Raw genomic sequence first — 16,006 nt, 5'->3', positions numbered from 1 at the left:
AAATTATAATCGAACCCCTATTCCAATCTCTACTGCTTCGGCTTTTGCTCCGTGCGATTTTAGTGTTAAGGCTCCAAACCATTTATCATTAATATATCGTTTTAAGCCTGCCCTAAAATAAGTGCGACCTTCAAAATCAAATGGATAATACACGTAATATCCCAATTGAGTTTCTAATGACGTTTTATTAATAAACAGTTCATGCCCCACAAATACGCCCACACGTTTATAATCTTCATTACCAGAAACATTTTCTTCAGGAAACGATACACTTTGATAATAAATAAGCTCTTTTAAAAAGTTTGAAAAGAATACATCCGCCCCCAACTGCAAAGCGCTTTTAATGTTTATACGTTTATCGGCATAAGCTGAAACAATATAAAACGGAAACTGACCGCTTCCAACCACATCACTTTCGTTCACACCACCTCTAAAAGCGATATTATATTTTATGGTTTGGGTGAATTTTTCCTTTTCACCATCGGCTATGGTTGTAATATATTTAGGCTCTTCTTCATCTAGACCGTATGTTACACCCAAGTTAAGAGCAATAGTATTAACACTCGCATTCGGCGCTTTTACATTGGCGTTGGAATAATGAATTAACGAAAATCCTGCCTGTACCCCAAACCTATCAATAATGCGTTCCTTTTTGTAATTTAGCATCACCATAGTACTACTTAACAAATGCGTACCAAAAGCAATGTTTCTATAATTTTCTTCTTTATCGTACGGATTTGGAGCGTAACCAATACCTTGCCCAATTCTGAACATTAAATTCCTATTAAAAAAATAGAAATTGTAATGGGCATACAAAGATGCATTACTCCCTAAAACCTCATTTTTTAAGTTTTGATAAATATAAGTAATACCATAATCGGGATAATTATAGCGTTGTTCCCAAGCATTAAATCCATAGGTTTTTTTGTTCCAACTTAAAATATAACCTTCAGGATGCCCTTTTATTAAATGCAGAATATCGTTATTATGCAACGCGATGTTTCCTCTAAAATAGTTAAGGTCTAGGTAAGATGTATGTTGCTTTTCTTGTGAAAAAACAAAACAAGTCACTATAAAAAAGGTGTAGGTTAAAAAACGCTTCATTAAAAGGTTTGCTGTTACGCAAAAGTAACAGAATAATTAAAACAACTCCGATGCTATGGCTTTTATATTATCGCTTTTACCCATAGAGTAATAATGTAAAAACGGCACACCCGCAGCTTTTAACTCTTTCGATTGCTGAATGGCAAACTCAATACCCACTTGTCTTACGGCAACGTTGTCTTTACAAGCCTCAACTGCTTCTATAAGTTCTTCTGGTAAATCTATTTTAAAAACTTGTGGCAAAATTTGCAAATGTCGTTTTACGGCAATAGGTTTTATACCTGGAATAATAGGCACGGTAATACCAATTTTTCTGGCTTCATCTACAAAATCGAAATACTTTTTGTTATCAAAAAACATTTGGGTAACTACATAATCTGCACCCGCATCCACCTTGGCTTTTAAGCGCTTTAAATCCGTTTGAAACGACGGTGCTTCCATGTGCTTTTCTGGATATCCAGCCACACCAACACAAAAATCATAATTGTGTTCCACCTCTATTTCGTCGTGCAAATATTTACCATTGTTTAAGTCTGTTATTTGCTGCACCAATTCACTAGCATAACAATTCCCTCCTTCAGTTGGAACAAAATATGGTTCATCTTTTCTAGAATCGCCTCGCAATGCCACCACATTATCAATACCTAAATAATGGCAATCTACCAAAACATACTCGGTTTCTTCCTTTGTAAAACCTCCACATAACAAATGCGGAATGGCATCAATATTATATTTATGCATAATAGACGCACAAATACCAACGGTTCCGGGACGTAAACGGGTAATACGTTTGTCAAAAAGTCCGTTGCCTTTATCAACATAAATAAACTCTTCTCTAGATGTAGTTACATCAATAAACGGTGGTTTAAACTCCATTAACGGATCGATATTATTGTATAAATCCTGAATGTTTTTACCTTTTTGAGGCGGTACTACTTCAAACGAAAACAATGTTTTTCCGTTGGCTTTTTTTATGTGATCTGTTACTTTCATTCCTTTTTCCTGCGAAAGCAGGAATCTTATTAATATTAATACTTTTTTTGGCGTTACCACAAGGGTCGCGCTTTACGCTATATCTTTTTACGTCATTGCGAAGAAAATTACTGATTTTCTGTGGTAATCTCTTTATCTGAACAGATTACGTCGTCGTACCTCCTAGTAATGACGCCTATTTACTTTGGTAAAAAGGATGTCGCTTCAATCGCTAACGCAGACTAAACCAAGAGTTTTTTCAACTCATTATAGTCTTCTGCATATTCCCAATAAATCCATCGTCCATCAACATAGTCGGTTAAAATATATTTCTCGCTAATCGATTTTATTCTAGAAACCGGTATCAATTTCTTCGAAAAATTATCCGAAGGAATATGTTCCATCATTTCTTTATGCTTCGCGTTATAACCGTGAGAAATAATATAACTACCTAATGTTAATTCTATAAATTTATCTTTCATATTGTTTTTTTACCAGACCTCACAGGTTTTGAAAACCTGTGAGGTCTAGCCTTTATTAAACCTACAAGGTTTTAAAAACCTTGCAGGTTGAATTACTCATCGGCAATCGTTGGATGCAACCATTTTCTAGCCTTTTCTTTGGTAATACCTTTTCTAACCGCATAATCCGTTACTTGGTCGTCTGTAATTTTACCTAACCCAAAATATTTCGCTTCTGGGTTTCCAAAATAATATCCTGAAACCGCTGCTGCTGGCCACATGGCTAAACTTTCGGTTAAGGTAACACCTATAATTTTCTCAACCTCCAACAACTCCCAAATGGTTTCTTTTTCTAAATGGTCAGGACATGCTGGATACCCTGGCGCCGGACGAATGCCTTTATAACTTTCTTTAATTAAATCATCATTGTTTAAATCTTCATCGGCAGCATAACCCCAATGTTTGGTTCGCACTTGCTTGTGCAGATACTCCGCTAGAGCTTCGGCAAACCTATCGGCAATGGCTTGGGCCATAATCGCATTGTAATCATCTTCTTTGGCCTTATAACTATCTGCCAGTTCTTGTGCACCAAAAATAGCCACACAAAACGCTCCCATATAATCGGTTTTCCCTGTTTCTTTCGGCGCAATAAAATCGGCCAAAGCTATGTTTGGAATCCCATCGCGCTTGCTTAATTGCTGACGCAAGGTTCTAAATACCGCAATTTCCTTTCCTTTTTTCTGTACCGAAATATCATCATGATTGATGCTGTTTGCTTCAAACAATCCGAAAACCGCTCTTGGTTTTAATAATTGCTTCGCTATAATTTCTTTTATCATAGCTTGGGCTTCATGATACATAATAGTAGCCTGCTCACCCACAACCTCATCCGTCAATATATCTGGGAATTTCCCATGCAAGTCCCAACTTCTAAAAAACGGACTCCAATCTATAAAAGGTTCTAATTCCTTTAAACTTAATTGTTTTAAAACTTGAACACCTATTTCGTTAGGCTTTACAATTTCAGAGGTTTCCCAATCTATTTTATATTTTCTTTTACGCGCTTCATTAATTGAAATATATGATTTCTCTTTACCTCGTTTTAAAAACTTGGTACGGAACTCATCATAATCCTTTTTCAAATTGGCTACGTATGCATTAGCCGATTTTTTATTCAGTAAATCACCCACAACCGTTACGGCTCTAGAGGCATCGTTTACATGAACCACCGCGTTTTTATATTGCGGATCTATCTTTACGGCTGTATGTGCTTTTGATGTTGTGGCACCTCCAATAAGTAATGGCAAACTAAAATTTAGGCGCTCCATTTCTTTTGCCAAATACACCATTTCGTCCAGCGATGGGGTAATTAACCCCGACAGACCAATTACATCAACATTATGTGCTTTGGCCTCTGAAATAATTTTTTCTGGTGGTACCATTACCCCTAAATCGACTATTTCGTAATTATTACACGCCAAAACCACACTCACAATATTTTTTCCAATATCGTGCACATCGCCTTTTACGGTTGCCATCAGGACTTTCCCAACAGGTTCTTGGAATTCACCTTTTTCGGCTTCGATAAATGGATTTAAATATGCAACGGCTTTTTTCATTACTCGTGCAGACTTCACTACCTGTGGCAAGAACATTTTTCCAGCTCCGAACAAATCGCCTACCACGTTCATTCCAATCATTAAATGACCTTCAATAACATCGATAGGTTTTTCAGCTTGTAACCTAGCTTCTTCAACATCTTCAATAATAAACGCATCGATTCCTTTTACCAATGCATGGGTGATGCGTTCTTGAACAGGGTTTTCTCGCCAACTTAAATCAACTCCTTTTTCAACTTTAGAACCTTTTACGGTTTCGGCAAAATCCAGTAAACGTTCTGTAGCATCGTCGCGTCTGTCTAAAATAACATCTTCAACATGCTCTAATAAATCTTTTGGAATATCATCATAAACCTCTAAAAGGGCTGGATTTACAATACCCATATTCATACCCGCTTGAATGGCGTAGTATAAAAATACCGAGTGCATGGCTTCGCGAACGCCATCATTTCCTCTAAATGAAAACGATACGTTACTTACACCGCCACTTACGCTTACGTTTGGCAAGTTTTCGCGCACCCAACGGGTGGCTTCTATAAAATCGATGGCATTTCTACGATGCTCATCCATTCCCGTTGCTACAGGAAATATGTTTAAATCGAAAATAATATCTTCGGAAGGAAATCCTACTTTATTGACTAAAATATCGTAAGAACGTTTACAGATTTCGATGCGTCTTTCGTAATTATCGGCTTGTCCAACTTCATCAAAAGCCATGATAACCACCGCGGCTCCATAACGTTTTATTTGTTTTGCTTCCCAAATAAATTTCTCTTCACCTTCTTTCAAGGAAATAGAGTTAACCACACATTTACCTTGAACCACTTGAAGTCCAGCTTCGATAATTTCCCATTTGGAACTATCAATCATGATAGGAACACGAGAAATATCGGGCTCTGCTGCGATTAAATTTAGAAAACGAACCATCGATTCTTTGCCATCAATAAGTCCGTCGTCCATATTAATGTCGATAATTTGCGCACCGCCATCTACTTGGTGACGTGCAATATCTAAGGCTTCGTCAAATTTTTCTTCTTTAATCAACCGAAGAAATTTTCTAGATCCCGCTACATTAGTACGCTCACCAACATTAATAAAATTGCTGTTTTCGTTTAAAACCAGAGGTTCTAAACCGGATAAACGCATGTATTTTGTTTGTTTGATTTTCATAACTCTTAATGTGACCCTTCGATTGCGCTCAGGGTGACAGACTCCCTAGGTTTATATTTAGCAGCTATTTGCGCAATTACTTTAATATGTTCTGGAGTGGTTCCGCAGCAGCCGCCTATGATATTTATTAAATTTTTCTTTAAATATTCCTCAATTTGTTCACCCATTTCTTCTGGAGATTCATCATACTCTCCAAAAGCATTTGGCAAGCCAGCATTGGGGTGTGCAGAAATTGCAAAATCGGTTTTATTGGCAATGGCTTCTAAATGGGGCTGTAACAAATTAGCACCCAAAGCACAGTTGAAGCCGATAGACAATAACGGAATATGCGATACTGAAATTAAAAATGCTTCCGCGGTTTGCCCTGACAATGTTCTTCCTGAAGCATCTGTAATGGTTCCGCTTAACATGATGGGGATATCAATGTTTCGTTCTTCTTTTACTTCTTCAATAGCAAATAAAGCTGCTTTGGCATTCAAGGTATCAAAAACGGTTTCAACCAACAGCAAATCAACACCACCATCCATCAACGCTTCCACTTGTTGTTTGTAGGCAATACGTAATTCATCAAAGGTTACGGCTCTATAACCAGGATCATTTACATCGGGCGACATGCTTGCTGTACGGTTTGTTGGCCCAATAGAACCTGCTACAAAACGTGGTTTGTTTGGTTCGCGTTTTGTGAATTCTTCAGCTACTTCTTTGGCTATTTTAGCAGATTGAAAGTTTAGTTCATATACCAAATCTTCCATTTGATAATCGGCCATAGCAATGGTTGTACCCGAAAAGGTATTGGTTTCAACAATATCGGCTCCCGCTTCAAAATATTTTCCGTGAATGGTTTTAATAGCTTCTGGTTGGGTAATAGAAAGCAAATCGTTATTTCCCTGCAATGGCGTGGGATAATCTTTAAAACGCTCGCCTCTAAAATCTTCTTCAGTAAACTTATACTGTTGAAGCATGGTTCCCATAGCACCGTCTAGCACTAAAATACGTTCTTGTAAAGCTTTATGTATGTTTGACATTTTATTTTATATTTCCAGACCTGTCAGGTTTTGAACACCTGATAGGTCTATTTAAATGTCATCAAGAAAAGTAAAAAAATACACTTTTCGTTATCTTTCTAGTATTAAAAGTTACTAGTAGAACGTAGCACCTTTCCCGAAAATTCGGGAGGTTGCCAAGGCTTCAACGGGTCTATTCCCTCTACCTTTCTTGATAACACAATTAATACGTTTATGAACTCGTGGACAAAAATACTAACTATATTTTTGTTATCCTACATAATTTCTATATCAAACCTGTCAGGTTTTGAAAACCTGACAGGTTTCAAATAAAATCGTTATTCAAATAATGTTGAAGACAAATAACGATCGCCTCTATCACAGATAATGGCTACAATAACACCTTCATCTATAGACTCTGCTATTTTTAAAGCGCAATATACGGCACCTCCGCTGCTCATTCCTGCAAATACACCTTCTTCTTTTGCCAATCGTTGGGTTGTGGTTTTGGCATCTTTTTCGCTAACATCTACAACCACATCCACTCTAGAACGGTCAAAAAACTTAGGAACATAATCGGGCGACCATTTTCTTATGCCGGGTATTTTGGCACCATCCTCTGGTTGTGCACCAACAATTGTGATGTTTTTATTTTTTTCTTTCAGGAACCTTGAGGTTCCCATAATAGTACCTGTAGTTCCCATAGCCGACACGAAATGGGTGATTTCGCCATCGGTATCTCTCCAAATTTCAGGCCCTGTAGTTTTATAATGTGCTTTCCAGTTATCATCATTTTCAAACTGATTTAAAAGCGTGTATCCTTTTTCATCCCTTAATTGAAATGCGACATCTCTGGAGCCTTCAATTCCTGTATCGGCAGGTGTTAAAATAACCTCAGCACCATAGGCACGCATGGTCTTAACACGTTCTTCCGTAGAATTCTCGGGCATGATTAATACCATATGTACTCCCAATAGATTAGCAATGAATGCCAAAGCAATACCTGTGTTACCACTGGTTGCTTCTACCAAGTAATCGCCTTTTTTTATGTCGCCTCGTTTTAAGGCTTCATTAATCATATTAAAAGCTGCTCGATCTTTTACGCTTCCACCAGGGTTATCGCCTTCCAGCTTTAGATATAGCTTTACGCCTTTTTTTGAAATAAGATGACTTGCTTCTACAAGCGGCGTATTGCCTATTTGATCTAAAATACCTTTAACGGATGCCATTCTTTTTGGGTCTGATTTTTATTTCGGTTTGGTAAGTTACTAATGAGTTTTCTGGAACCGATTCGGTAATCCAAACGTTAGCCCCTATGGTACTGTTTGCGCCAATTACAATATCGCCACCTAAAATGGTAGCATTAGCATAAATGGTTACATTGTCTTCAATAGTTGGGTGACGCTTGGTGGACTCCAAGCTTTTCTTCACTTGAATACCTCCTAAAGTAACACCTTGAAAAATCTTTACATTATTTTTTATAATGGATGTTTCACCTATAACAATTCCCGTTCCGTGATCTACGAAAAACGAATCGCCAATGGTTGCTCCCGGATGGATATCGATACCTGTAATACCATGTACATACTCACTCATCATTCTAGGAATAATGGGTACGTTTTGTACATATAGTTCATGACTTAAACGGTAAATTGAAATGGCGTAAAACCCTGGACATGCTAAATAAACTTCTTCTAAACTTTTGGTTGCGGGGTCGAAATTTACCACGGCAATCGCATCTAAATCTAACTTAGTTCTAATACTGTGAAACTTGCTTTGAAATTCATCCCAAATTGCTTCAGCATCACTAATATCAAGATTGTTTGTAATATCTAAAAAAGTTTTCCTTAAAGGTTGTAGTTCATTTTCGTGTGCATCAAATATATAATAAAACAATCGTTTTGTAAATATTCTTACAACGTCCTTTAAACGAACATTATATTTCTTTTTAACTAATCTATCATTTAACTCATGGTACAAATCCATATAAAGTATTTTAAATTATCTATCATTGTCGCTTTTGACGTGTGAAATTTACAACAATAAAAGACTTTTAAAAAAAAAAATTGTTAAATGGACTGAACAACCGCTTTAGGTGCTTCTTTACGGGTTCCATCAAAACCATCTATACCACTAACGGTTGTATATTTTAAAACATACTTTTTACCTGGATTGATAATTCTGTATGCTGCTTGACACATTAAAGTAGCTTCGTGAAAACCACAAAGAATTAGTTTTAATTTTTCCGGATAGGTATTCACATCTCCAATAGCAAAAATACCCGGTATGTTTGTTTGATAATTTAATGCATTATTTACTTTAATGGCATTTTTCTCGATTTCCAATCCCCAATCGGCAATAGGGCCTAGTTTTGGTGACAAACCGAACAATGGAATAAAATGATCAGTTTCTAAACGAAAATCTTCACCATCTCTATTAACTGTTAAGGCTTCAATTTTTCCATCACCATGTAATTCGGTAACTTCAGCAGGTGTTATTAAATTGATTTTTCCAGCGTCTTTTAATTCGCCTACTTTTTCCACAGAATCTAAAGCACCTCTAAATTCGTTTCTTCTATGGATTAATGTTACTTCTGAAGCCACATCAGCTAAAAAGATACTCCAATCTAAAGCAGAATCACCTCCACCAGAAATAACCACACGTTTATCTCTATAAACCTCTGGATCTTTAATGAAATATTCCAGTCCGTTATCTTCATAGATTTCTAGGTTATCCAATCCTGGTTTTCTTGGTTCAAAAGAACCCAAACCACCAGCAATAGCAACCACAGGCGCATGGTGTTTGGTGCCTTTATTGGTTGTTACAATAAAAGTACCATCTTCCAACTTATCAATGGTTTCTGCACGCTCACCTAAAGTAAATCCTGGCTCGAACTGTTTTCCTTGTTCAAGCAAGTTTTTAGTTAAATCGCCCGCTAATACTTCTGGAAATCCTGGTATATCGTAAATAGGTTTTTTAGGATAAATTTCTGAACATTGTCCTCCTGGTTGTGGTAACGCATCAATTAAATGGCATTTAAGTTTTAACAATCCTGCTTCAAAAACTGTGAATAATCCCGTTGGTCCAGCACCTATTATAAGTATATCTGTCTTAATCATTTTGTTTGTAATTTAGACCTACAAGGTTTTAAAAACCTTTCAGGTCAACTTTATTTTTTTTCAATTAATCCTTTGGTAAATTCGTTAAGCGTTTCCACTTTTTGTTCAAAATCACCTTTTATTGTTTTTCTGTATTCGTTTAAATTTTTAACCAAATCGTCTACATTTTCTGGAATAACATCCTCAAAAAATTGACGTAAACGTTTAGCTGTTGTTGGCGATTTTCCATTGGTTGAAATTGCCACTTTCACATTGCCTTTTGTTACAATACCTCCCATATAAAAATCGCAATACGGTGGGTTGTCGGCTACATTCACCAAAATACTGCGCTTTCTACAATGCTTGTGTACTTTTACATTGACGCTTGGCACATTGGTAGTTGCAATAACGATGTGTTTTCCTTTCAAATAACGTTTATTGTAACGTCTTTTTATTAACTTAACATCACCTTTTTTTGCCAGTTCAACAGTAGCTTCCCTAAACATGGGTGACACCATAGTTACCTTAGCATCGGGACTTGATTTTAATAGGAATGTTAACTTTTCTTCAGCCACATGGCCTCCACCTACAATAAGCACATTAAGACTGTTGAGCTTTAAAAAAATAGGATATAAATTATTCCTTTCCATAATGAAGCCTAGGGCTATGCTTTGTTTAATTCTTTATAAATGGCTGTTAACTGAACGCGTTCTTTTACAACATCGCCAATAACAATGATTGCTGGGTTTGCCAACTTCTTTTCTTCCACCACTTTACTAATCGTACTGATGGTTCCAAAACCAAATTTTTCGTTTTCGGTAGTACCTTCTTGAATGATAGCTACTGGTGTATCCTGTTTATTTTCATCTGAAAAAATTTGAACAATTTCATCCAATTTTCCCATGCCCATTAAAATAACAACTGTTGCGGTTGATTTTGCAGCAATAGCAACATCATCAGACAATTGGTGCGCTTTGGTAGTTCCAGTTATGACCCAAAAACTTTCGGAAGCACCACGTTTTGTTAACGGAATACCTTGATACGCGGGTACTGCAATAGATGATGAAATACCGGGTACCATAAAGGTTTCCAACCCAAATTGTTGTACATAGTCTATCTCTTCAGCACCTCTTCCAAAAATAAAGGGATCGCCACCTTTTAGGCGTACTACATGCCCTTTTTCTTTCGCCTTCGTTACAATAAGTTCGTTAATTTGTTCTTGCTGAAACGCATAACAACCTTTTCGTTTCCCCACAAAAATAAGCTCTGCATGTGCCGAAGCATATTTAAGAAGCACTTCGTTTATAAGTGCATCGTACAAAATCACATCGGCCGATTCAATCGCTTTAATTGCTTTAAGCGTTATTAAATCTGGATCGCCTGGTCCTGCACCTACTACCGTTAATTTTGGGGTTTTCAAACTCATTATCTTTTATTTAAACCGCTTTGTTTTCAAGCTTTGTATCTGTTTCTCTAAAAGCTCTTACTTTTTCTAAAAACTGATTGGCACTTTTTATGTATTCAGCAGCAAACGCTTCCGTTGGTGCATTTTTGTTTATTTGATAAATTAAATCTGAAAAAGAAGTTCCTAAATCCAATTTACCACTCTCTACAAACAATTCATCAAACTGGCTTACAATACCTGCATGCGTATTGGTGTTTTTATTCTCTGCCAATAACATCGCTTTTGCAGAATTTACCATAGACGTATAGGCATGATAAATAGCACTTGAATACACTTTATTGTTTAATGCTTTTTGTGCATTTTCAATTTTTTCTTCGCTCTCTAAAAATAAGGTAGCAATTAAATCGATCACCACACCAGCACACTCACCAATACCAATTTCTTTCTCGTATTTTTCTTCTGTTCCCCAATCGATAAAATCTTCTTGGGTTAAGTTCGAAACATCTTGAAGATCGTTCAATAGGTCATAAAAATATCTATCTCCAGTTACTTTATAATATTCTACAAACGATTTTCCATCGGCATTCGCTTCATAATCATTTAAAATTCTTCGTAGCGCTTCTGGCCCTCTTCTACTTGGTACTTTTACTACTTTATCGGCAAACAAACCGTTTCCATTTCCTAAGTTGCCACCACCTAATAATACCTGTAACGCAGGTGCTACCAATTTATCTGGTGTACGAACCGACATACCTTGGAAACCTATATTCGCCATATTGTGTTGTCCACAGGCATTCATACAACCACTAATTTTTATAACAACATCGTCGTTTTTTAAATACTGTGGGTATTCTGCTTTTATAACGCGCTCCAACTCATCGGCAATACCTGTACTACTTGCAATACCTAAGTTACAAGTATCTGTCCCAGGACATGCTGTAATATCAACTGCTTTGTTATAACCAGCTTCAACAAAACCTAATTTTTCTAATTCTGTATAGAAAAACGGCACTAAATCCTCTTTTACAAAAGGGATTACTATATTTTGACGCAATGACAAACGAATTTCGCCTGCTGCATATTTTTCTACTAAATCGGCTAACAAACGTGCTTTATCCGTATAAAAATCACCTAAAAGGACTTTAATACCAATAGCAACATAACCTGCTTGTTTTTGAGGAATCAAGTTGGTAGATTTCCACAAATCAAATGCCGCTTGATCTTTAATTTCTACTTGAGGTGCTTCCACCGATACTGGTTTTGAAGCCACATAAGCATCGGCATCAATAGCAACTGTTTTAAACTCAATAGCCGTTTGTTCTTGCTCTACCAAATCTTTAAAACCATCTAAACCGATGTCTTTTATTAAGAATTTCATTCTTGCTTTTGCACGACTTTTACGTTCGCCATAACGATCGAAAACACGTACCACACCTTCCATTAATGGAATGATTTTATCTGAAGGCAAGAAGTTATACAAAGTGTCGGCATGACGCGGTTGCGAACCTAAGCCACCACCAATCATTACTTTAAAACCACGAACTCCATTTTCAATTTTAGCAATAAAACCTAAATCGTGCATGTATGAAAGTCCGGTATCTTCATCAGAAGATGAAAATGATACTTTAAACTTACGTCCCATTTCTTGACAGATAGGGTTTCTTAAGAAAAAGCGAAACAACGCATCGGCATAAGGCGATACATCAAAAGGTTCGTTGGGATCAATACCAGCCAATTCTGAAGCAGTTACATTACGAACGGTGTTACCACAAGCCTCTCTTAAGGTAATATCATCCTTATCCAATTCAGACCACAACTCTGGAGTTCTGTTTAAATCCACATAATGGATTTGGATATCTTGACGGGTGGTAATGTGTAAACGCCCACGAGAATATTCATCTGACACATCAGAAATTCTGCGTAATTGGTTGCTTTTTACTTTTCCGTAAGGCAATTTGATACGAATCATTTGCACACCTTCTTGACGCTGACCGTAAATACCACGAGCTAAACGAAGACTTCTAAATTTTTCTTCATCAATTTTACCTGTGTTGAACAATTCGATTTTTTTAGCTAATTCTAAAATTTCGGTTTCAACAACTGGATTTTCTATTTCTGTTCTAAAAGTTTGCATTTCTTTTTTAAGTTTTAATGTTGAAAGTTTTTAAAGTTGAAAAGTAAATGGCTTTTTAACTTTTCGCTTTCAAACTTTTAACTTTTGTTTTTTTATTGAATGAAGCCTGCTCCTACGGTATGATTGTTTTGAGTATCAATTAAGATAAACGACCCGTTTGTTCTGTGATTTTTAAATTGATCGAAGAACAATGGTTTATTGAATTTGAATGTTACCGAAGCAATATCATTTACACCTAAACCTTGAACGTTTTTTTCAATACCTGAATAATCAGGGTTTATTTTATGGTTAATTTTTTCTACTCTAGCCAACACTTTGTTCACGCCATGTTGTAACATATATTTTGAACCCGCTTCTAAAGGTGTTGAATCCATCCAGCAAATATTTGCAGTAAATTGTTTATCAATGGTTGGTAAATCGCCTTCCTTAACAATCATATCACCTCTGCTTACATTAATATCATTTTCTAAAGTGATAGTAACCGACGAACGTCTTGAAGCTGTTTGATATTTTTCATCGTAGAAATAAATATCCTTGATTTTTGATCTTGTTTTTGATGGCAATACTAAAATGTTGTCGCCAACACTTAACTCGCCACCGTATACTTTCCCTGCATAGCCTCTAAAATCATGAAAATCTTCGGTTTTAGGACGGATAACATACTGTACCGGAAAACGTGGCGTACCTACATTGTAAATATCTTTTTTATCCAAGCCTTCTAAATGCTCTAATAAAGATTCCCCTTTATACCAAGGCATGTTTTCTGAACGGTTTACAACATTATCTCCTTTTAAAGCACTTACCGGAATGAAGGTGATTTTTTGGTCTTGGTAATCGCGCTTGCTCATTAATTCAGAGAAATCTGCTTTTATTTTATTGTAAACATCTTCAGAATAATCTACCAAATCCATTTTGTTAATGGTAACAACAACATCTTTAATTCTTAATAAATTATTGATGAAGAAGTGACGATTGGTTTGCTCGATAACCCCTTTTCTTGCATCAATTAAAATGATGGATGCTTGTGATGTTGAAGCACCAGTAACCATGTTACGTGTGTATTCCACATGGCCAGGTGTATCGGCTATAATGTAACTTTTCTTTCTTGTTGAAAAATATATGTGTGCCACATCAATGGTGATACCTTGTTCTCTTTCTGCCACTAATCCATCGGTAGCCAATGAAAAATCTAAGTAATCATACCCTTTTTGTTTACTTGTTTTTTCAATAGCTTCTAACTTATCGGTAGTTAATGATTTTGTATCGTAAAGTATGCGCCCAATTAAGGTGCTTTTTCCATCATCTACACTTCCTGCTGTTGCAATTTTTAATACTTCCATTTTTTTTATGCTTTATGCTTTAGGCTTTACGCTTTAAGCAATCTGACTTTATCTTAATTTTTATTTGCTTATGGCTTATTGCCTATAGCTTACGGCTAAAAGTACCCTTGTTGTTTACGTTTTTCCATGGCTGCTTCAGAGCGTTTATCGTCAATACGCGCACCACGTTCTGAAATAGTAGAATCTCTAATTTCCTCTACTACTTTAGAAATTGTGGAAGCTTCCGATAATACGGCCGCTGTACAGCTCATATCCCCTACCGTTCTAAAACGCACCATTTCTTCAATCACTTCTTCGTTATCATCTCTATAAACAACTTCATCTTCTGCAGACCAAATCATGCCATCTCTTAAGAATACTTTACGTTTGTGCGCAAAATAGATAGATGGAATTTCGATATTTTCTTGTTCTATATAAGACCACACGTCTAATTCTGTCCAGTTTGAAATTGGGAACACACGAACGTTTTGCCCTAAATTAATTTGACCATTCAACATATCGAACAACTCTGGACGTTGGTTTTTTTCATCCCATTGACCAAAATCATCACGTACCGAAAAAATACGTTCTTTTGCTCTTGCTTTTTCTTCATCACGACGCGCACCACCTATACAAGCATCAAATTTAAATTCTTCAATAGCATCTAAAAGTGTTGTAGTTTGCAATTGGTTTCTACTAGCGTATCTACCAGATTCTTCCTTTACTTTTCCAGCATCAATAGAATCTTGCACGTTTCTAACAATTAATTCCAAACCTAATTCTTTAACCAAACGGTCTCTAAATTCAATAGTTTCAGGGAAATTATGCCCCGTATCAATATGCATTAAAGGAAATGGAACTTTAGCCGGATAAAAAGCTTTTACCGCTAATCTTACCAATGTGATAGAATCTTTTCCTCCAGAAAATAACAATACAGGTTTTTCAAACTGCGCCGCAACTTCTCTAATAATGTATATTGCTTCGTTTTCTAGTGAATTTATTTTTGATGTGTCTTTCTTCATAATCTTATTTTTCTCGTCATGAATAGTTTCCGATTTATGACTTTTTACTTTTAAACTTTTTACTTTCAAACTCATTTAAGCATGCAACCCACACTCTCTGTTTTCCAAAGCTTTTGTGGGATCGAAATATTTAAATTCGTTAGGCAATTTGTTTTCTTCTAAATATTTATCTAAATCGGCATCAGACCAATAATAAAACGGACTCACTTTTAAAACACCGTCTTTACTAAGGCTAAAAATACCGATACTATCTCTAAATGCGGTTTGCCCTTGACGTAGGTTTGTAAACCACACTTTTGGCTTATGCTCATCCATGGCACGTCTAAAAGGTTCCAATTTCACTTGTTCGGTAAACAAAGCATGTTCTGGAGCATCCACGCTTGGAATACCCAAAACCACATCGCGATGCGCCGTAGTTTGCTTGGGCACATATAAAAAGATATTCAAGTTTAAATCTTTTATTACTTGCTCAGCATGTCTGTACGTTTGTGGCGTATTATAACCCGTATCGCACCAAACTACTGGTATATTAGCTTCAACCGAACTTACGGCGTGCAAAATAGCAGCTTCGTAAGGTCTGAAATTAGTAGTTACTACCGCTTCTTTATTAAGCTCAAAAGCCTTCTGGATAATTTCAGATGGCTTAGCGTTTTTTAAAAGCGTATTTAATTCGTTTATGTTCTCTTGCGTTATCATCT

The 16,006-nt window shown here is 36.3% G+C and carries 14 protein-coding genes and 1 riboswitch; all 14 genes read right to left on the bottom strand.

The window, feature by feature from the left end; translation table 11 throughout:
- Window positions 1-3: 3 nt before the first annotated feature.
- Complete coding sequence (locus J8H85_RS04500; protein ID WP_209653080.1) at window positions 4-1,104, bottom strand: acyloxyacyl hydrolase; 1,101 nt, start codon at window positions 1,102-1,104, stop codon at window positions 4-6.
- A 36-nt stretch (window positions 1,105-1,140) separates the two neighbouring features.
- On the bottom strand, window positions 1,141-2,097 hold the full coding sequence (gene metF, locus J8H85_RS04495; RefSeq protein WP_209653078.1) for a methylenetetrahydrofolate reductase [NAD(P)H]: 957 nt from the start codon (window positions 2,095-2,097) through the stop codon (window positions 1,141-1,143).
- 221 nt (window positions 2,098-2,318) lie between these two features.
- On the bottom strand, window positions 2,319-2,558 hold the full coding sequence (locus tag J8H85_RS04490; RefSeq protein WP_209653076.1) for a hypothetical protein: 240 nt from the start codon (window positions 2,556-2,558) through the stop codon (window positions 2,319-2,321).
- A gap of 92 nt (window positions 2,559-2,650) precedes the next feature.
- Entirely contained in the window at window positions 2,651-5,326 is a 2,676-nt protein-coding gene (metH, locus tag J8H85_RS04485) for a methionine synthase (RefSeq protein ID WP_209653074.1), read from the bottom strand.
- A gap of 5 nt (window positions 5,327-5,331) precedes the next feature.
- Window positions 5,332-6,351, bottom strand: a complete 1,020-nt coding sequence (locus J8H85_RS04480) for a homocysteine S-methyltransferase family protein (protein WP_209653072.1) — start codon at window positions 6,349-6,351, stop codon at window positions 5,332-5,334.
- Window positions 6,352-6,438: 87 nt separating this feature from the next.
- Window positions 6,439-6,551, bottom strand: a riboswitch (SAM riboswitch).
- A 117-nt stretch (window positions 6,552-6,668) separates the two neighbouring features.
- Entirely contained in the window at window positions 6,669-7,559 is an 891-nt protein-coding gene (cysM, locus tag J8H85_RS04475; RefSeq protein WP_209653070.1) for a cysteine synthase CysM, read from the bottom strand.
- Window positions 7,546-8,316, bottom strand: a complete 771-nt coding sequence (epsC, locus tag J8H85_RS04470) for a serine O-acetyltransferase EpsC (RefSeq protein ID WP_209653068.1) — start codon at window positions 8,314-8,316, stop codon at window positions 7,546-7,548. The genes cysM and epsC overlap by 14 nt, the downstream gene beginning before the upstream one ends.
- Window positions 8,317-8,399: 83 nt before the next feature.
- A complete protein-coding gene (locus J8H85_RS04465) occupies window positions 8,400-9,449 on the bottom strand; it encodes an NAD(P)/FAD-dependent oxidoreductase (protein WP_209653066.1) in 1,050 nt (349 codons plus the stop codon).
- A gap of 50 nt (window positions 9,450-9,499) precedes the next feature.
- Window positions 9,500-10,078, bottom strand: a complete 579-nt coding sequence (locus tag J8H85_RS04460) for a precorrin-2 dehydrogenase/sirohydrochlorin ferrochelatase family protein (protein WP_209653064.1) — start codon at window positions 10,076-10,078, stop codon at window positions 9,500-9,502.
- A gap of 14 nt (window positions 10,079-10,092) precedes the next feature.
- Entirely contained in the window at window positions 10,093-10,854 is a 762-nt protein-coding gene (cobA, locus tag J8H85_RS04455; protein ID WP_209653062.1) for a uroporphyrinogen-III C-methyltransferase, read from the bottom strand.
- Between the two features lie 10 nt (window positions 10,855-10,864).
- On the bottom strand, window positions 10,865-12,967 hold the full coding sequence (locus J8H85_RS04450) for a HEPN domain-containing protein (protein WP_209653060.1): 2,103 nt from the start codon (window positions 12,965-12,967) through the stop codon (window positions 10,865-10,867).
- A gap of 92 nt (window positions 12,968-13,059) precedes the next feature.
- Window positions 13,060-14,307: a sulfate adenylyltransferase subunit 1 gene (locus tag J8H85_RS04445; protein ID WP_209653058.1), complete on the bottom strand. Its 1,248-nt coding sequence runs from the start codon at window positions 14,305-14,307 to the stop codon at window positions 13,060-13,062.
- A 95-nt stretch (window positions 14,308-14,402) separates the two neighbouring features.
- On the bottom strand, window positions 14,403-15,332 hold the full coding sequence (cysD, locus tag J8H85_RS04440) for a sulfate adenylyltransferase subunit CysD (protein ID WP_317194985.1): 930 nt from the start codon (window positions 15,330-15,332) through the stop codon (window positions 14,403-14,405).
- Window positions 15,333-15,383: 51 nt separating this feature from the next.
- Window positions 15,384-16,004 carry a phosphoadenosine phosphosulfate reductase domain-containing protein gene (locus tag J8H85_RS04435; protein WP_209653054.1) on the bottom strand — a complete coding sequence of 207 codons (621 nt, stop codon included), beginning with the start codon at window positions 16,002-16,004 and terminating at the stop codon, window positions 15,384-15,386.
- Window positions 16,005-16,006 lie beyond the last annotated feature (2 nt).

This window comes from Mariniflexile gromovii (genome assembly GCF_017814435.1).
GTDB classification, from domain to species: Bacteria; Bacteroidota; Bacteroidia; order Flavobacteriales; family Flavobacteriaceae; genus Mariniflexile; species Mariniflexile gromovii.
The sequence above is the reverse complement of the archived record's forward strand: the minus strand, read 5'-3'. Positions and strand labels throughout refer to the sequence as shown.